The sequence below is a fragment of the Paraburkholderia sp. J67 genome, assembly GCF_905220265.1.
Lineage (GTDB): Bacteria > Pseudomonadota > Gammaproteobacteria > Burkholderiales > Burkholderiaceae > Paraburkholderia.
The window spans coordinates 98,549-117,056 of record NZ_CAJMZK010000024.1 but is presented as its reverse complement, the minus strand read 5'-3'; the positions used below and the strand labels follow the sequence as shown (position 1 = coordinate 117,056).

At 64.6% G+C, this 18,508-nt stretch carries 16 protein-coding genes; 7 read left to right on the top strand and 9 right to left on the bottom strand.

The genetic code is table 11. From position 1 onward, the window contains the following. Window positions 1-32: 32 nt before the first annotated feature. Genes peaB through peaD form a run of 3 tightly spaced genes read left to right on the top strand, consistent with a single transcriptional unit; the run spans window position 33 to window position 2,988 of the window. Window positions 33-1,472: a quinohemoprotein amine dehydrogenase maturation protein gene (gene peaB, locus U5782_RS31475; RefSeq protein WP_322047777.1), complete on the top strand. Its 1,440-nt coding sequence runs from the start codon at window positions 33-35 to the stop codon at window positions 1,470-1,472. A 1-nt stretch (window position 1,473) separates the two neighbouring features. Further along, complete coding sequence (qhpC, locus tag U5782_RS31470; protein WP_027819789.1) at window positions 1,474-1,797, top strand: quinohemoprotein amine dehydrogenase subunit gamma; 324 nt, start codon at window positions 1,474-1,476, stop codon at window positions 1,795-1,797. Window positions 1,798-1,833: 36 nt separating this feature from the next. Continuing rightward, on the top strand, window positions 1,834-2,988 hold the full coding sequence (peaD, locus tag U5782_RS31465) for a quinohemoprotein amine dehydrogenase subunit beta (RefSeq protein WP_322047776.1): 1,155 nt from the start codon (window positions 1,834-1,836) through the stop codon (window positions 2,986-2,988). 34 nt (window positions 2,989-3,022) lie between these two features. Here peaD and U5782_RS31460 read toward each other — a convergent pair whose 3' ends face one another. From U5782_RS31460 to U5782_RS31435, 6 genes are all read right to left on the bottom strand, one after another. Continuing rightward, window positions 3,023-4,138, bottom strand: coding sequence for a purine nucleoside permease (locus U5782_RS31460; RefSeq protein WP_322047775.1), 1,116 nt, complete (start codon window positions 4,136-4,138; stop codon window positions 3,023-3,025). Window positions 4,139-4,251: 113 nt separating this feature from the next. Further along, window positions 4,252-5,031: an ABC transporter substrate-binding protein gene (locus tag U5782_RS31455; RefSeq protein ID WP_322047774.1), complete on the bottom strand. Its 780-nt coding sequence runs from the start codon at window positions 5,029-5,031 to the stop codon at window positions 4,252-4,254. Window positions 5,032-5,064: 33 nt separating this feature from the next. After that, entirely contained in the window at window positions 5,065-6,219 is a 1,155-nt protein-coding gene (locus U5782_RS31450) for a pyridoxal phosphate-dependent aminotransferase (RefSeq protein ID WP_322047773.1), read from the bottom strand. A gap of 175 nt (window positions 6,220-6,394) precedes the next feature. Beyond that, complete coding sequence (locus U5782_RS31445) at window positions 6,395-7,285, bottom strand: LysR substrate-binding domain-containing protein (RefSeq protein WP_322047772.1); 891 nt, start codon at window positions 7,283-7,285, stop codon at window positions 6,395-6,397. 7 nt (window positions 7,286-7,292) lie between these two features. Continuing rightward, a complete protein-coding gene (locus U5782_RS31440) occupies window positions 7,293-8,252 on the bottom strand; it encodes a substrate-binding domain-containing protein (protein WP_322047771.1) in 960 nt (319 codons plus the stop codon). Between the two features lie 114 nt (window positions 8,253-8,366). Then, window positions 8,367-9,281 carry a LysR family transcriptional regulator gene (locus U5782_RS31435; RefSeq protein ID WP_322047770.1) on the bottom strand — a complete coding sequence of 305 codons (915 nt, stop codon included), beginning with the start codon at window positions 9,279-9,281 and terminating at the stop codon, window positions 8,367-8,369. Between the two features lie 155 nt (window positions 9,282-9,436). On the opposite strand from U5782_RS31435, the gene U5782_RS31430 reads away from it, so the two are divergent. From U5782_RS31430 to U5782_RS31415, 4 genes are all read left to right on the top strand, one after another. Beyond that, complete coding sequence (locus U5782_RS31430) at window positions 9,437-10,402, top strand: hydroxymethylglutaryl-CoA lyase (protein WP_322047769.1); 966 nt, start codon at window positions 9,437-9,439, stop codon at window positions 10,400-10,402. Window positions 10,403-10,409: 7 nt separating this feature from the next. Further along, window positions 10,410-11,576, top strand: coding sequence for a CaiB/BaiF CoA-transferase family protein (locus U5782_RS31425; RefSeq protein WP_322047768.1), 1,167 nt, complete (start codon window positions 10,410-10,412; stop codon window positions 11,574-11,576). Between the two features lie 82 nt (window positions 11,577-11,658). Continuing rightward, a complete protein-coding gene (locus tag U5782_RS31420) occupies window positions 11,659-13,098 on the top strand; it encodes an MFS transporter (RefSeq protein ID WP_322047767.1) in 1,440 nt (479 codons plus the stop codon). Between the two features lie 492 nt (window positions 13,099-13,590). After that, the gene (locus tag U5782_RS31415; RefSeq protein WP_322047766.1) at window positions 13,591-14,040 is read left to right on the top strand and encodes an ester cyclase; all 450 of its coding nucleotides are present in this window, start codon (window positions 13,591-13,593) and stop codon (window positions 14,038-14,040) included. An 83-nt stretch (window positions 14,041-14,123) separates the two neighbouring features. Here the strand turns inward: U5782_RS31415 and U5782_RS31410 are convergent, their stop codons facing one another. From U5782_RS31410 to U5782_RS31400, 3 genes are all read right to left on the bottom strand, one after another. Next, window positions 14,124-16,067: an alkyl/aryl-sulfatase gene (locus U5782_RS31410; protein ID WP_322047765.1), complete on the bottom strand. Its 1,944-nt coding sequence runs from the start codon at window positions 16,065-16,067 to the stop codon at window positions 14,124-14,126. An 80-nt stretch (window positions 16,068-16,147) separates the two neighbouring features. Continuing rightward, a complete protein-coding gene (locus U5782_RS31405; RefSeq protein WP_322047764.1) occupies window positions 16,148-16,633 on the bottom strand; it encodes a PaaI family thioesterase in 486 nt (161 codons plus the stop codon). Between the two features lie 27 nt (window positions 16,634-16,660). Continuing rightward, window positions 16,661-18,343, bottom strand: coding sequence for a GMC family oxidoreductase (locus tag U5782_RS31400; protein WP_322047763.1), 1,683 nt, complete (start codon window positions 18,341-18,343; stop codon window positions 16,661-16,663). Between the last annotated feature and the right edge of the window lie 165 nt (window positions 18,344-18,508).

Sequence of the window (18,508 nt, the reverse complement as noted above, 5' to 3'; positions counted from 1 at the left end):
AAGCAAAGCGAATCGAATGCAAGGAGAGTGAGATGAACGGCATGCTGAACGTGGTGGAGCGCAACGTCCACGAAGTGCAGGTGGACGACGCGCGCCTGATGTTCCATGTACCTAGCAGTTCGTTGTTTGCCGCCGACCGCATGACGGCCGCAATCATCGACGCATTGCGCGCGAGCAGTTGCACGGCGGATGAATTGTTCGCGCGACTCGCGGGCAACTCGGCGCCGGATACACGCGTCGAGTTGAACGAAACGCTCGAAGAACTGATGGCGCTGGAGGTGGTGAGCGATGGCTCGCCGCTCACGCCGGAGATTGGCGTGAAGCGGGTGGAGCGCGTGGCGCTCAATACGGTCGTGCTCAATGTGAACACGGGTTGCAATCTGAGCTGCACGTATTGCTACAAGGAAGATCTCGATACGCCGTCGGCGGGGCGGCGCATGGATCTGGAGACCGCCAAGGCTTCGGTGGAAATGCTGATCGAGCAGTCGCCCGACGAACCCGGCTATACCGTGGTGTTTTTCGGCGGCGAGCCGCTGAGCAATCGCAAGCTCATCGAGAACATGGTCGAGTATTGCGAGCTGCGTTTCGGCGCGCTCGGCAAGCGTGTCGACTTCGTCATGACGACCAATGCGACGCTGCTCAACGAGGAAATCGTCGACTGGCTCGACGCGCATCGTTTCGGCTTGTCGGTGAGCATGGACGGCCCGCGCTCGGTCCACGATCTGAACCGCAAGACCTTGGGCGGCGCGGGGACTTACGATGTCGTGCGCCGCAAGGTGGAAATGCTGCTGAGCCGTTATCGCAGCCGTCCGGTGGGTGCGCGCGTCACGCTCACGAGCGGCGTGACCGATATCGCGGGCATCTGGGATCACCTCTTCAACGAGCTGGGTTTCGCGGAAGTGGGTTTTGCGCCGGTCACTTCGGGCGCACTCGATACATTCAATTTGCAGCCCGAAGAATTGAAGCGTGTGTTCGACAACATGAAGGCGCTCGGGCGGCGTTATCTGGCAGCGGCGCTGGAGAATCGCAATATCGGTTTTTCGAACCTGCATCAGTTGATTACCGATATCCACGAAGGCCATAAAAAGTCGCTGCCCTGCGGCGCGGGTCTCAAGATGCTGGCCGTGGATCACAAGGGCGAACTCAACCTGTGCCACCGCTTCACGGGCTCGACGTTGCCGACCTTCGGCAATGTGCATACCGGTGTGGATACCGGCGGCCTGACCGACTTCCTCTCGCAACGGCTCGAACGCGAAGGCACCGGCTGCGAGACCTGCCGCATCCGCAATCTCTGCTCGGGCGGCTGCTATCACGAGAGCTATGCGCGCTATGGCGATCCGCAGCATCCCACTTACCACTATTGCGAACTGATGCGCGACTGGGTGGATTTCGGCATCGAAATCTATAGCCGCATCATGGCCGGCAATCCCGGGTTCATCGAGCAACACATCACTTCGCGCAAGGCACACTGATATGAAACATCTGAAGCCGCTCAACAACAAGGCGAAGCAACTGGAGCAGGCCGCCGCCGAAGACCGCCTCGAAGAAGTGGTCGCGATGACCTCGGTGGCGGGCTGCACGGCGACGACCGACCCGGGTTGGGAAGTGGACGTATTCGGCGGCGTGGCTTCGCTATGCCAGCCGATGGAAGCGGACCTCTATGGTTGCTCCGATCCGTGCTGGTGGCCCGCCCAGGTGCCCGACATGATGACGACCTTCCAGGACTGGAACAAGACGGCCGCCGATTCGGGCAAGGACTGGCGCAATCTCGGCAGCGTTTTCCCGAAAGACAACTGAGCACCATTGAGCCACGCGACCCTGAGAGGACACATCATGGCATTGAGGAAGCCGACGGCCTGCGCCGCGCTTGCCGCATTCATCTTCGCGCTGCCCGCGATGGCGCAGACCGACGCCGCGTCGGTAGGCGAAAAACTCGCCGCGAATACGGCCGCCCCGCTTGCGAGCGGACATGAATATCTGGCCGTCACGAATTATCCGAACAACCTGAGCGTGATCGACACGGCTTCGGACAGCGTGGTCAAGACCTGCGCGCTGCCCGATTCGTTCGGCCCCGGCACCATGCAGATCAGCCCGGACCGCAAGCGCGCCTATGTGCTGAACAATCACTACGGCGATCTTTACGGCGTCGATCTGGATAGCTGCAAGACGGTGTTTCATGCGGCGCTTGCGCAGCAATGGGACGAGCGCGCGCGGGCGATGTTCTCGATCGCGCTGAGCCCGGACGGCAAGGAGATCTATAGCGTCGTCAATCCGACGAAGATGAATCGCGACAGCTACGAAGTGCAGGCGCCGCGATTGCAGGTGTGGTCGACCGATGGCGGCATGGACGCGAAGCCGGTTCGCAGTTTCCCCGCGCCGCGCCAGACCACCATGATTCAGGCTGCCGACGACGGCTCGCTCTTTGTGGTGGGGCCGGACATCTATCGCATGAATGCGCAGACGGGCAAGTACGACGTGGCGGTGCCGCTGCGCAACTGGACGCGCCCGCTTTACGGCCGCCCGGATGTGCTTTACGTGTGGCCGCAACAGCGTCCGCAACATGCGTTCAATCTGCTCTACACGGCCGACCGCTTCCCCGACGAGAAAAAAGACCCGTCGAAAGCGCAGACGATGTACGGCTACGTCGATATCGACCTGAAAACCGGCAAGGCGGCGCTCACGGATTTCGCGCCGGTCACGGAGGTCTATTTCACGGGCGGTCGCTCGCCGAAGGACCCGAATGTGATGTACGGCGTGCTCAACCGGCTCGTGAAATACGATATCAAGAACGAGACGATGACCGCGAGCGCGGCGCTCGACCACTCGTATTACTGCCTGTCGCTCGACAAGGCCGGCGACAAGATCTATCTCGCGGGCACCTTCAATACCGTGGCGGTCTATGACGCCGACTCGCTCAAGAAGCTCAAGGACATACCGTTGCCCGGCGGCGATATGGCGATCACCACGGCGCAGATCTTCACGCGTTGAGCGTGCCGGTTAGCGCCGCAGTGGCGGGGGCGCGTCAGCGTGAGGGGACGCCGGCGCGCCAGTCGTCCCAGTGCGCGACGATGTCCTGCACGAGCGGATTGCCCGTGCGGTAGAGGTTTTCGAGTGCGGGTGCGAAGCCGCCCTGGCCCGCATAGCCGAGCAAGTTCGCGGCGCTCGACTGGCCCTTGTAGGGACGGTCGAAGTCCGAGCCCGCGCGCAGCACCGCCACACGGTTCAGGTTCACTCGCTGCGTGGCGGCCGCGCGCTTGAGCGCCTCGAAGGTGGCGTTGTCTTCCTGCTGCGTCATGCAGTAGACGCCTTTGTTGTCCGTGAGCTGCCGTGTGAATTCGGTTGCGCGCGCACCGAGTTCGGCGCCCGACCACCAGGTATCGCCCGCGATCGAATCGCAGCGGATCACCGTGGGCGCATGGTTGGCGGGCGCGTAGCGGTATTTCGCGCGGGCCGCCTTGGCTTCCGGGCTATCGGACAGCGCCACGTCGCGGCTCAAGTTATAGGCGGCCGAAGTCAGCTTCGCATTGAGTTGAAACACCTCGGTGCGATAGTCGAGCGCGGGCTTTTCGCCGGGGTTCTTCGTATTGATGCCGAGATAACCGGTGTGCCAGCCCTTGGGGCGATGGTCCGGGTCGATCTCCCATTGCAGGCCGAAATCCACCAGCCAGTCCGACCACGCGGCCGAGCCCACGGTGCCTTGTTGCGGATTCACGCCCGCAATGCCGGCCACGAGGAAATACGTCTGACGCAGATCGAACTGCGGCGCGAAGGCCAGCGCCATCGTCGAGGCCGCGGCATTCGTGTGGCCCATGCCGGTCGTCATTACGCAGACATCGTCGTGATTGCATTGCACGGCCGGATAGTCGGGCGAGAGACCCGCGACCGGGATGCTGTCCCACGGGCCGAGCCGGTCGAGCCAGGTCTTGGCCTCGGGCGCGAACATCGTGACGATCATGACCTTCACGGGCCGCGCGCCGGCTGGCGTGCCCTGCTGCACGAAGGCGCCCGATGCGGGCGCGGACGCCTGCGGGCCGGACGGTGTGTTGCTGGCGGCACAGCCAGCGAGAGCGAGTGCCAGTGCGGCAAAGAGGCTGGTGAGGCGAAAGCGGGTAACGAAAGGCGTGATGTTCTTGTTCATATGCGCGTTGGATTTCGTGACGTTCGAGGTCGTGGCGACCCGCCATCATATGATGCGAATGTCCCGGCGCGCTTAAAACATGCCTTCGTCCATGCTACCCACGCTCCTCGCGCTTACTTTGGCGACACGTCGATATCGCCGAAATACTTGCGCGCGAGCGACGTGACCGTGCCGTCGCTTTCGAGCTTCGCAATGGCCGCGTTCAGGCGTTCGCGCAGCGCGCTGTCGCCCTTGCGGATGCCGAAGGCCACGCCGCTGCCGAGGATCGCATCGTCGCGCACAGGCGCGCCCACGAACGCGAAGCCCCGGCCGTCGGGCTGGGACAGAAAGCCCTTCTGCCCGGCGGGCGCGAGCAGCAGCGTGGCGTCCAGCCGCCCGGAGGACAGATCGGCGTAAATCTGGTTCTGGTCCTGGTAAGGTACGACGGTCACGCCATTCGGTTCCCAATGCACCTTTGCATAGGTTTCCTGAATAGAAGATTGCAGCACACCCACGCGCTTGCCCTTGAGCGATGCTGCCGTGGCCACGAGGCCGCTGTCACTGCGGGCGATCAGACGCGTCGGCACGCGATAGATCACGGTGCTGAAGTCGATGGCTTCGCGGCGCTTCGCCGTGGCGTTCATTGCCGAGTTGATGGCGTCGAACTTGCGGCCGTTGAGCGCGGGAATCAGGCCGTCGAACGACGTCTCGACCCATTTGCAACTGACGTGCGCCGTGGCGCACACGGCATGACCGATGTCGATATCGAAGCCTTGCAGGCTGCCGTCGGCGGCTTTCGATTCGAACGGCGGATATTGTGCTTCCACGCCAAAGCGCAGGGCGTTGGTATCGGCGTGCGCAGGCAGCATGGCGAGCGCATACGCGCAGGCCAGCAGGGTCTTGAATGGCTTCATGAGGTAGTCCTGGCGAGAGTGATCGGGTCTGGATCAGATCGAGCAAAGCCGCCGCGCGCCTTCCAGCAGCGTGTCGTCGTCCTTGGAAAAGCTCAGACGGATCAGACCGTCGTCGGTGCCGTCGGAGTAGAAGGCCGAGAGCGGAATGGTCGCCACGCGCGCGTCGCGGATCAGGCGCAGCACGAAATCGCTGTCGCGCTCGTTCGAGAAGCCGCGAAAACGCGCGAGCATGAAGAAGCTGCCCGCGCTCGGCAGCAGTTCGAAGCGCGAGCCTTCCAGGGCGCGCGTGAGCAGATCGCGCTTGCGCTCGTAAAAGGCGCCGAGGCCCAGATAGCTTTCCGGCTGCGCGAGCGCGGCGGCGAACGCGTGCTGCATCGGCGTGTCCGCGGAAAACATCATGAACTGATGGACCTTGCGGATTTCCTCCATCAGCTCGGCGGGCGCGAGGCAGTAGCCCACGCGCCAGCCCGTGACGTGATACGACTTGCCGAACGAGGAGACAATCACGCTGCGCTCGGCCAGCGCGCGATGGCGCGCCATGCTGTGGTGATGCGCGCCGTCGAAGACGACGTGTTCGTAGACCTCGTCCGAGAGGATCACGATATCGGTGTCGCGCGTGAGCGCCGTGAGGCGCGCGATGTCCTCTTCGTCGAAGATCGTGGCCGTGGGATTGTGCGGCGTATTCACGATGATCATGCGCGTGCGGGGATTGATGGCCGCGGCCACTTCGTCCCAGTTCACGCGGAAGTCGGGCTGCGCGAGCTTGATCGCCACGGGCGTTGCGCCTTGCAGTCGCACGATGGGCGCGTAGCTGTCGAACGAGGGCTCGAAGTAGATGACTTCATCGCCGGCATGGACGAGCGCGCTGATCGCCGCATAGAGGCCTTCGCTCGCGCTTGCGACCACGGTGACTTCGCTGGCGGGATCGTAATGCGCGCCGTAGAGCGTTTCGGCTTTTGCGGCCAGCGCTTCGCGCAACGCATGCGTGCCGGCCATCGGCGCGTACTGGTTGTGGCCTGCGCGCATGGCGTCGGCCACGTGCTCGATCAGGTGCGGGTCGGGCGCGAAGTTCGGCGCGCCTTGCGAGAGGTTCAGCGCATCGTGCTCGGCGGCAAGCTGGCCGATGACCGTGAAGATGGTAGTGCCCACATCGGGCAGTTTCGAGCGTGAGCGGGCGGCGCTGTGCATGGAGTCGGGTTCCCTCGTGCGGGCGGCCCGGCCCGTCGGCTCGCGCGCCGCGCACCCTGCAACCGCCCAGATCGAAAGCGTCCATTAGGCCCAAATCATATTGGCGCGGCAATCGAATAATTCTCATGCGCGCCATGCAATCGGCTCATGGCGCTTCAAGGCGTATCAAGGCGTATCAGGGCCCGGCGGCGAGCAGCGTGCGGTCGTGGGCGAGCCAGTCGCAGAAACGTTGCACCTTTTGTTGCTGCGCCACGCAGTCAGGGTAGACGAAGTAATAGCGCGAGCCGGTTGGCACGGCCAGCGCGAAGGGCATCACGAGGCGCTTCGCGGCCACGTCCTCGCACACCAGCGTGCGGTCGCCGATAGCCACGCCAAAGCCCTGCATCGCCGCGCTGGTGGCGAGGTCGAGCGATTCGAAGGTGGGGCCGGCGTCGGCGTCGAGACCGCTCGCGCGCGCGTGCTTTAACCAGAGCTTCCAGTCGCGATGGTCGCGCGTGGGATGCAGCAGCGTGTGGCGCGCCAGATCCTCCAGATGTGCGAGCGGGCGCTGCTGCAGCAACTCGGGCGCGCATACAGGCGTGAGGTATTCGTCGAACAGCGGCAGGGCGTTCACGCCGGTGCCGGGGGCGCTCGCATAGACGATCGCGGCATCGAAGGGCTCGGCCTGGAAATCCACTTCGTGCTGCCAGGTGGTCGTGATCTGTACTTGCAGTTCGGGGTGCTCCGCCTGAAAGCGCATGATGCGCGGCAGCATCCAGCGCATCACGCAGGTGGGCACCTTGAGGGCGAGTTCGGTGCGCTGGCGCGTGAGCCGCATCGAAGCTTCTTCGATGCGCGCGAAACCTTCGCGCACGGCGGGCAGCAGTTGCTCGCCTTCGGGCGTGAGCGTGAGCCCCTTGGGCGAGCGGCGGAACAGCGGCAAGCGGTAGTAGTCTTCGAGCGCGAGAATCTGGCGGCTCACCGCGCCCTGGGTGAGGCACAGATGCTCGGCGGCGCGCGTGAAACTGCCGTAGCGCGCGACGGTCTCGAAGATCTGCAAGGCGTTGAGTGGCGGAAGATGTCTCATGCGGGCGCTACGGCATGTCCTTCGCGACCAGCACGACCGGCGTTTCGATGAAGTCGGAGAGGTCGTCCTGGCTGCGATGCTCCACGCAGGCTTGCAGCGCCACGTCGAGGCCGTAGACGGCCTGCTTTTCCGCGAACTGGTTGAGCGTGGCGAGCACGCGGCCGTTTTTGATCATGGGCTTGATCGCGTCGCTGTCGTTGAAGCCGGTGATGAGCACGCGACCCGTGAGTTGCGACTCGCGCACGGCGTCCACGGCGCCGCGCGCCATGTTGTCGTTCGCGCACAGGAGCGCGCGGATGCCCGGCTGCGCGGCGAGGATCGAGGCCGCCGCAAGACGCCCCTGGCCATATTCCCAGTTGCCGGCCTCGACGGCGGCGACGTCGATCTGGGCGGCCTGCATGGCCTCGCGAAAGCCCGCGGTGCGCTGCTGCGCGTTGAGATCGGTCGACACGCCTTCAATGATGCCGACGCGATCGCCCGCATGCAGGCGGCGCGCGAGATAGTCGCCCACGCGCCTGGCGGCGCGGCGGTCGTCGGGGCCGACGTAGGGCACGTGAATGCGCGCGTCGCGTAGCGCGTCCGCATCGAGCGGATTGTCGATCGCGATCGTGAGGATGCCGTGCTGCACGCAGCGGCGCGCGGCGTTGACGAGCGCGCGCGAGTCGGCGGGCGCGAGCACGATCGCGCTGACGCCCTGCTTGATGGCGGTATCGACGAGGCGGATCTGCCCGGCCGCATCGGTCTCCGACTGGATGCCGAGCACGACGAGTTTGAACGGGTAGGGCGCGTGCGCCTGGAAGACCTTGGCGGCGGCGATCATTGCCGTCGTGAACGGGTCGGGCAAGGCCTTGAGCACCAGCGCGATGGTGATGTCGCGCGTTGCGCCGTTGCCGCTGCGGGCATGCGCGGCGCCGATCGCGGCAAGCACGCTTGCAAGCACGAAACGGCGGCGTTGAGGTTGGTGCATGGCGTGGGCGGTGGTGCAGTTAAAGACGCAATTAAAGGCGCGATGGTGGAAGTGTAAACGAGGCATGCTGGCTTCGGCGAGGACCGGCTGGCCGCCGACGTGGCACGCCGCGTTTCAGGACGCCCCGGCGGCCTGCGCCCGCGCGACCAGATGCTCCACCATGCGTTGCGCCGCAGGCTGCAGGGCGTCGAAAGCGCGAAAGCAGACGATGAAGCGCCGCTGCGCCCACGCGTCGCTCAAGGGCACCAGCCGCACGTTCATGATGCGCGTATAGCTCTGGCCGACCTCCTCGGGCACGACGCTGATGCCAAGATTCGCGGCGACCACCCGGAACGCCGCGTCGAAATTCGACACGGTCGCGCGGTAGTCGACGGTGCGCCCACTGCGCGCCGCCGCGCGTTGCAGCAGCGTGTGCACGGCGGTGGAGGGCGGCAGGCCCACATGCTCGTAGCCGAGCGTATCCGCGAACGCGATCGCCTTGCGGCGCGCGAGCGCATGCCCGGCGGGCACGGCGAGCGCGAGCCGGTCGGTGCGCCACGGCCGCGCCTCCAGACCGCCCAGTTCCACGTTGTCCCAGCACACGCCCACCGACGCCACGCCGTCGCGCACGCGCTGCACGAGTTCCTTCGAGGTGCGCTCGTCAACGTTGACGCGGATGTTCTCGTGCGCGGGCAGGCGCATGAACGAGGCCAGATCGTCGAGCAGGGATTCGGCAATCGCCGAGGCCGACGCACACACGCTCACGCTGCCGCGCAGGCCGCTGCCGAACGCGGCGATGTCGCTCATCGCGCGCTCCAGCGTAAAGATCACGCTGCGCGCGTGCTCCAGCAGCGCGACGCCCGCCTGAGTGGGCTGCACGCCGCGCCGCGAGCGCGTGAGCAGCGGCACGCCCAGATCGGCTTCGAGCTGGGCGATGCGCTTGCTGATGGCCGAAGGCTCGATATGCGCGTCGCGGGCCGCGTGGCCCATGTTGCCGTGCTCGCAAACGGCCACCAGCAGGCGCAGGGTCTTGATGTCGATGTCGTGCATGAGGGTTTCCAAAGCGGAATCATGAGGCTTCCAAAATACCGCTTTATGTATGGTCGGGAATGTCTAAAGTTAGCACATCGGTCTTGAATCTAGCGACCGCGACGCGCCGGCAAATCATGAACCGGCGCTGTGCCGAATCATCAGGAGACATCCCCATGCCCCTCAACCAGGCCTATCCGGCCTATCCTGCCAGTGCCACGCTGCGCGAAGTCGGCTTGCGCGACGGCCTGCAAAGCCTCGACACCGTGCTGCCCACCGAACACAAGCTCGCGTGGCTGCGCGCCGCACACGCGGCCGGTCTGCGCGAGATCGAAGTCGGCTCCTTCGTGCCCGCGCGCCTCTTGCCCCAACTCGCCGATACGGCCGAACTGGTCGCCTTCGCGCGCTGCCTGCCCGGCCTGTTCGTCTCGGTGCTGGTGCCCAATCTCAAGGGCGCGGAGCGTGCGCTCGAAACCGGCGTCGATCTGATGCTCGTGCCGCTCTCGGCGAGCGAAGCGCATAGCCGCGCGAATCTGCGCAGGACGCCCGACGAAGTGGTCGCGGAAGTCGCGCGCATGCGCGCCGCACGTGATGCTTCGGGCGCGAAGACGTTGATCGAAGGCGGCATCGGCACGGCGTTCGGCTGCACGCTGCAAGGCCACGTGGCACCGCAGGACGTGCTGCGCTATATGCAGGCGCTGCTCGATGCGGGTGCGGACCGCGTGAGCCTCGCGGATACCGTCGGGTATGCCAATCCGCGCGCCGTGCGCGGGTTGTTCGAGCGCGCACGGGCCATCGCGGGCGAGCGACTCTGGTGCGCGCACTTTCACGACACGCGCGGGCTCGCGCTCGCCAACGTTCATGCCGCGCTGGAGACGGGCGTGACGCGCTTCGACGCGTCGCTCGCCGGTATCGGCGGCTGCCCGCATGCGCCGGGGGCGAGCGGCAATGCGGCGAGCGAGGATCTGGCCTTCATGCTCGCCGACATGGGCATCGAAACCGGCATCGACATCGACGCCTTGCTGGCGCTGCGCGCCCAGGTCGCGCAATGGCTCGCTCACGAGACGCTGCACGGCGCGCTTTGGCGTGCTGGCTTGCCCAAAACCTTTCGCGCCGCTCAGCCGGTCGATTCGTTATCCTGAGGATGATATGAACGCAGAACATAGGGACGCAGCCCGACGGCTACCGCTAGAAGGCGTGCGCGTCGTCGAATTCAGCCACATGGTCATGGGCCCGACCTGCGGAATGATCCTGGCCGATCTGGGCGCCGAAGTCATCAAGATCGAGCCGCCCGGCGGCGACAAGACGCGCAATCTGCCAGGACTCGGCATTGGATTTTTCCGCTCTTTCAATCGCAACAAGAAGAGCGTCGTGCTCGATATCAACACGGAGGAAGGCCGTGCCGCGGCGGTCGAACTGATCGGTCAGTGCGATGTGATGCTGGAGAACTTCCGGCCCGGGCTCATGCAGAAACTCGGGCTCGACTACGCCACGCTCTCGCAGCGCTACCCGCAACTCATCTACGTTTCGCACAAGGGCTTTCTGCCCGGCCCCTATGAAAACCGCCTCGCGCTCGACGAAATGGTGCAGATGATGGGCGGCCTCTCGTACATGACCGGCCCCGCCGGGCGACCGCTGCGCGCGGGCACTTCGGTCAACGACATCATGGGCGGCATGTTCGGTGCGATTGGCGTGCTGGCAGCGCTGCGCGAACGCGATTCCAGCGGGCGCGGGCAGGAGGTGCAGAGCGCGCTGTTCGAGAACTGCGTGTTCCTGAGCGCCCAGCATATGCAGCAATACGCGATGACGCACGAAGCGCCGCCGCCCATGCCCTCGCGCGTGTCGGCGTGGAGCGTGTACGACGTGTTCACGCTGGCCGAAGGCGAGCAGCTCTTTATCGGCGCGGTGAGCGACAAGCAGTTTATTACGCTATGCGAAGTAATTGGCTGCGCGGAGATGGCGCGCGAGCCGCAATATGCGAACAACGCCGCGCGCGTGGCGCTGCGGCCGGAACTGCTCTTGCGCCTGGGTGACGTGCTCAAGACCCACCGCATCGATACGCTGATGCCGCGGCTGGAAGCGGCCGGCATCCCCTACGCGCCGATCGTTCGCCCCGATCAATTGCTCGACGACCCGCATCTGAAGGCCAGCGGCGGCCTCGTGCCGATGCAGACCGACGACGGCGGCGAAACCGATGTCGTGCTGCTGCCGCTCATGATGGACGGCCGCCGCCCCGGCGTGCGTCAGCCGCTCGCGAAAGTGGGCGAGCATACGGAGGAAGTGTTGGCGCGGTTGGGCGCGCATGCGCCGGGCTAGCGGCGCGCAACGACTGAAGCGAACGACACGGTGAAACGCGGACCAAAGCAGTCCGCGCACCAGAACAACATGGAGACAGACAATGCAACGCACCCTCATTACGGACGATGCGCTAGCCTTGCCGGAACAGATCAAACCCGGCCAGGCGGCAGCGGCGGCGCTCTCCGCGCGCCTCGATCGGTTGCCCGCCACCTGGCAATTGTGGAAGCTGGTCCTGCTGATTTCGCTGGGCGGCTTCTTCGAAGTCTACGATCTGATCTTCACGGGCTATATCGCGCCGGGCATGGCGAAGAGCGGCCTGCTGCAGACCACGACGTCGAGTTTCTTCGGCTTCAATGGCATCGGCGCGTTCGTGGCCGCGACCTTCGCGGGCCTGTTTGTCGGTACCTTCTTCCTCGGCTGGTTACCCGATAGGTTCGGACGACGAAGCGTTTTTACATTCTCACTGCTGTGGTATTCGATCGGCTCGATTGTCATGGCGTTCCAGCATTCGTCCGAAGGCTTGATCCTGTGGCGCTTCATTACCGGCATCGGGGTGGGCATCGAGATCGTGACGATCGACAGCTACGTGACGGAGATGGTGCCGCAACAGATGCGCGGGCGCGCGATGGCCTTCAATCAGGCGATCATGTTTGCCGCCGCCCCGGCTTCCGCCTTGCTGTCGTGGTGGCTCGTGCCGATCGCGCCTTTGGGTGTCGATGGCTGGCGCTGGGTGGTGCTGGCGGGGGCGCTGGGCGCAGTGCTCGTGTGGTTCGTGCGCCGTACGGTGCCGGAAAGCCCGCGCTGGCTCGCCACGCACGGACACACCGAGGAGGCCGAGAAGGAGATCGCGCGTCTGGAGCAGGCCGCCGTGCGCGAGAGCGGGCGCGAGTTGCCGCCGCCCGCGCCCGTCCTGAGTCCGCCCGCGCATCGCCGCGCGTCGCTCGCCGAATTGTGGCAGCCGCCGTATCGCGCCCGCCTAATCATGCTGGTTGCGTTCAATCTTTGCCAGGCCATCGGCTATTACGGTTTCGCGAACTGGGTGCCGACCTTGTTGATCGAGCAGGGCGTGCATGTCACCCGGAGTCTGCTTTATGCCTTCGTGATCGCCATCGCGTTGCCTTGCGGCCCGCTGCTCGCCATGCTGGTGGCCGACCGGATCGAGCGCAAGTGGTTGATCGTCGGTTCGGCTTTCGCTGTGCTGGTGTTTGGGCTGCTATTTGCACAGGCACGAGGCGCGACGGCGCTGATTGTGCTCGGCATTCTGATCAGCCTCGCGGGCCAGATGATTTCGGTTTGCTATCACGCGTACCAGGCCGAATTGTTTCCGACCGCGGTACGCTGCCGCGCGAACGGCGTCGTTTATTCAGCGAGCCGGGTGGGCGCGATGATGTCGGGTTTCACGATTGCGGCGTTGTTGCGGGATTTCGGCGTGCAGGGTGTGTTCGCAGGCATTACCTGCTGCATGATCGCGGTGATGGTGTCGATCGGCGCGTTTGGGCCGCGCACGAACGGGATGTCGCTCGATGAGCTTTCACATTGAGCGACGAAGGCGATGCTCACTGGTTGCGCTCGCGTAAAGATGCAACGCAAGCCGCCGATTCATCGTTCCCGGGTTTCACTGGTACGGCTTGCACTTCCGGTAGCGAAGTTTCTTCGAGCGGCTCGATGATTGCCGCGAGTCCCGTCGCCGGTCGCGCACGGCGTTCGAGTAACGCTTTAAGTTCAGGGCGAAGTCCATCACCGCGTTGGGCTGCGAGCGAGTGAAGCGACAGTAAAGGCAACATGATTGGGCTCCTGCGACTGAAGCTAAGTCGGTCCTTACATCGGACTTTGGCTACCTCATGACCGTACGGCCACGATACGGCGGCCGCCCCGCGCGAACACTCCGATTGTTGCTGTTTAACTGGCTATTCGAATCATCGAGTGGGGTAGCAAGAAACGGGAGGCTCGCGATGGCTTGGATCCCTATCGTGCAGGCAGAGGGAAGCGATGGCGTTTCCTTCGCCCAACTTCATTCGATGAGGAATTCACCATGTCCACGCAAGATGACAACAAAGCTGTCGTGGGGCGCTGGTTCGCCGATTTCTGGGGTGAGAGGTGCAATCTCGCCGTAGTCGATGAACTCGCTGCGCCCGATATGCTGCTTCAATACTCGCTGCACGAACCGCGGCGCGGCCGCGCGGATATCAAGGCATTCATGACTGGCTTCCGCGAAGCGTTCCCGGACCTCAACTTCTGGGGCGCCGCCGATCTGATCGCAGAGGGAGACTATGTCGTGGGTCGCTGGGAAGGCGGCGGCACGCATACCGGCCCGGCGTTCAGCGATTTCCTTATCGGATCGCTACCGGCTGCGACCGGGCGGAAAATGCGCTTCACCGGCACCACGGTGCTTCGCCTCAAAGACGGCCAGATCGTCGAAGAAGTCGGGCTGGACGACGGCGTAACCGCGCTACAACAGCTTGGACTTATCAAGGTGGCGTGATAGAAGGCGACAGGCCGGGGGCGTCCCCGGCCTGTCACGTTCGCGCGGCGGCTAAGCGTTGCGTCAATGCGCTCGCAAGAAAATCACGGCTCGACAACGTTGAACTGCCCGGTGAACGTATCCAGCGAGCCGAGCAGCGCATGAAATACGCCTGCGTCGCCATCGATCAGCAGTTGGCGTTGTTCGATCGCTGCGCCGAAATTCGTCTCTCCCAGCAGGATGCGGTCGAGCGTTTGCCGCGACATCGCGACTTGAACCTGCGCTGGCCGCGTATCGGACGCGCTCGAACAGGTCAGCGCACCGTGCTGGATATTCAGCGTGTAGCGCCGGTCGGTGTCGGTAAAGCGCCAGTCAATACGTGCCGCGAGGTTCTGCACTTTCAAGCCGTCCAGACGAATCGCCAGATAGTCAAAGAACATTTCATCGGTCATCGCGCGCACCATGTCGGCGCTGCGCGAACCATAGGCCTTATCGCTCGGTAGACCCTCGCGCAACTCCCGCGCCCCGAGCAGGAACGCGTTGCGCCATGTCGCGGATTCAGCCTGAAAACCCATTTGTTCGAGCGCTGCGGCGCCCAACTCCCGCGCGGCGCGCAAGGACGGCTGCGCGAACACCAGATGATTCATGACCTGCGCAACCCAGCGATATTCGCCGCGCTCGAAGTCGCGGTGCGCACGTTCCAGAACCGCATCGGCGCCGCCCATGTAGTCGATGTAACGCACAGCGGCCATTTCCGCAGGCAATGCATTCAGGTGACTGGGATTACCGTCGTACCAGCTCAGGTAGTGCTGATAAATCGCCTTGACGTTGTGCGAGACGGTGCCGTAATAGCCGTGCGCATGCCACTGGGCGGCGAGGCTATCGGGCAAGCGCAACTGCTCCGCGATTTCGGGGGCGGTGAAGCCATGATTCATCAGGCGTACCGTCTGGTCGTGCAGATACTTGTAGAGATCGCGCTGCTGTTCGATAAAGCCGCTCAGGCGAGCGTTGCCCCAGGTCGGCCAGTGATGCTGGGCGAACACGACATCCGCGTGAGGCGCATAGCGATCGAGCGCCTGGGCGAGATAGTGCGACCACAGCTTCGCATTGCGCACCTGCGCGCCGCGAAGCGGGCAAAGATTGTGCAACGTGCGCGTGCCGTTTTCCGCCAGGTTGAGCGCGCGAAATTGCGGAAAGAAAAAGTGCATCTCCGCGGGCGCTTCGCTTTCCGGCGTCAATTGAAAGACGATTTCCACACCGTCGATCGTGTGCGTTTCGGTTTCCTCACGAATCAGCATCGTCGGCGCGATGAGCGTGAGTGTCCCGCGCGGGATGTTCTTGCCCAGGCCCGAATCGATCTGGCAGCACGCGCTTCTCGCCAGCGTATGCCCGAACTGGAATTGCGCGCGTCGCGCCATCGCTGTGCCGACCATGATCTGCTCGGAGACGGTCTCTTCCATGAAGCCGTCCGGCGCGATGATGGCGACCTTCCCGGCCTTCACATCGGCCTCGTCGACAACCCCCTTCACGCCGCCGAAGTGGTCCGTATGACTGTGGCTGTAGATCACCGCGATCACCGGTTTGGCGGGACGGTGCGCGAGGTAGAGCGCGAGCGCTGCGTGCGCGGTTTCCTTGCACGTCAGCGGGTCGATGATGATCAGGCCCGTGTCGCCTTCGATGATCGTCATGTTGGCAAGGTCGAAGCCGCGCACCTGGTAAATGCGCGAGGTCACTTCGAACAAGCCGTGATGCCGGTTCAGTCTTGCCTGGCGCCAAAGCGAAGGATGCGCGGTCGAAGGCGCTTCTTTCGCGTCGAGAAAGCCATAGTCGGCAAGACTCCAGACGAGACGGCCATAGGCGTCGCGCACTTCGGCATCGGCAATCGTGCCGATGAAGCCGCGGGTCGCTTCGGCTTCGTCCAGGCCGTCCTCGTGCGGTAGTTCAGCGAGCGCTTGGCGGTGGGCGAGAACGGTCGCGGCGGTTGCCGTACCAGTTGCAATCGAAGTGGGCGCGCAGGCGGATGGCGCGGTGTCTGGGAGAGTTTGCATGTCGGTATCGGAGGCTTTGAGCGGGAGCGCGCGAGCGGTCGCGGCGTGCTTCCCGCCTGAGTGAATGAGTTGGTGGCGTATCAGGCGTCGGCCGGATCAGGCGCAGCGTGGTGTGGCGCGCCCATATAGAAGACGCCGTTCGCGTGCAACACGGTGCGTCCCTCGGCGGTCGCGACGCATGTGGCGTTAGTGAGCCGTCTGCCGGCCTTCACGAGCGTGACGTGCGCTTCGAGCCAGACGCCCGGCCGCACGGCGGCGATATAGTCGACGCCGAGATGCACCGTGGGCGTCGCCATGCAATGTGTCTCGCGGCGAATGATGGCGCCGAACGCCGTGTCGGCGAAGGTTGCGAGGAAGCCGCCGTGGGCGATGCCGAGCACGTTGAGGTGCTCGGGCAAGACCTTGACCGCGAGAACCGGCCGCTCGCGATGCAGAAAGAATCCGCCGCAGGAAGGAATAAAACCGGTCGTCACGCGCAGGGGTTCGAAGCCTTCCGGTAGGCAACCGGACGGCGTCCCGGTATGCGCCAGCGAAGCGGGCGAGTCCGGCATAAGAAGCGTGGTCATCGAAAGTGCTCCAGTTCGGCGCGTGTTCTAGCGCGTGGCTTGTGCGAAGGCGTCGGCATTCGCGGCAACCGGCGGTGCGTTGCCGAGCATCAGATCGGCGGCCTTTTCCGCGATCATGATGGTGGGCGCGTTGGTGTTGCCGCTCACGAGCGTCGGCATGATCGACGCATCGACGACGCGCAAGCCGTCCACCCCACGCACGCGCAACTGCGTGTCGACCACCGATTCCGGGTCGCTGCCCATCCGGCACGTACCGACGGGATGAAACGCGGTTTCCGCGCGCGAGCGGATCCATGCACGGAGTGCTTCGTCGCTGCTGTCGTGCGCGTGCAGCCAGGGATCGAGAGGTTTGCCGCCGAAGCGTTGTAGCGCGGGCTGGTCGAGAATCGTCTTGAGCAGACGCACGCCGCGCACGAGCGTATCCATGTCGCGCGCGTCCGTGAGCATGTTCAGATCGATCAGCGGCGCTTCGCGGCAGTCGCCCGAGCGCAGCGTCACCTGGCCGCGGCTATGAGGCCGCAGCAGGCAGACGTGTGCGGAATAGCCGTGGCCCGACTTCATCGGCACGGTGATGGCCGCATTCGCGAAGTGCACCTGCAGATCGGGATCGGCGAGATCGGGACGGCTTTTGAAGAAGCCGCCTGCTTCGGCTACATTGCTCGTCAGCATTCCTGATCGTTCGCGACGGTAGCGCCTGAGCGCCTGCCACATGCGCAAACCGCCGCGAAGCGAAACGCCCAGCAGATCGCGGCTCGGCACGTTGCGCTGTACGAGCAGCACATCGGCATGGTCCTGAAGGTTTTGGCCGACACCGGGTGCGTCGTGGATCACCTCGATGCCGAGTTCACGAAGATGCGCCGCGGGGCCGATGCCGGATGCCATCAGCAATTGCGGCGTGCCGATCGATCCCGCGCTGAGCACGACTTCGCGGCGTGCGGTGAGCCGTACTTCGTGGCCGTCGCGCAAGATGATGACGCCCGTTGCGCGACCGTTCTCAACCAGAATGCGCATGACCTGCGTATCGGTCAGCACGCTCAGGTTCGGCCAGCGGCTGTTTGCATGGCCGTTGCTGGCCGGATCGTCTTGATGCAGATAGGCGCGCGCGGCGTTCCAACGCTCGCCGTTGCGCTGCGTGACCTGGTAGTAGCCGACGCCCAGTTGCGTCGCGCCATTGAAGTCGTGGTTGTAGGGATGTCCGGCGGCCAGGGCCGCTTCGATGAAGTAGCGCGAGAAGGGGCCGGGCGAGCGCAGATCGACGACCGATAGCGGGCCCACGCCGCCATGCAGTTCGTCTTCGTTGCGGCCCGCGAGGCGCTCGTTGCCTTCGGCGCGCTTGAAGTAGGGCAGCACGTCCTGCCACGCCCATCCGTTGCAGCCTTGCGCGGCCCACGCGTCGTAATCGGCCGCATTGCCGCGGATATACACCATCGCATTGATCGACGAGCTGCCGCCGAGGCCCCGGCCGCGCGGCACACGCACCTGGCGGTTGTCGAAATGCGGCTGCGGTGGCGTGCGAAAGCCGTAGTTGAACGGGCCGCGCTTTGGCGCCGTGAGCGCGAAGCCCAGCGGCGTGGTGATCTTCGGATGATGATCGTGCGTGCCGGCTTCCAGCAGGGCAACCGTGTGCGTCGCGCCCTGCGCGAGTCGGCCGGCGATCGCGCAGCCGGCCGAGCCGCCGCCGATCACGATGTAGTCGTAACAAGTGTCCATTGAGGTTCCGCGACGTTGAGCGTGCCGCAACGCGCAATCGAATGAGGCGTCGTTGCGGCCGATACGGCGATGAACCAGTAGACCATTGCCCCGCGCGCGCTGCCCCCACCCGAAAGCAGGGGGCGTGGCGCTGGGGGGACGGCTGTGGAAATACGGCGTTGGGTG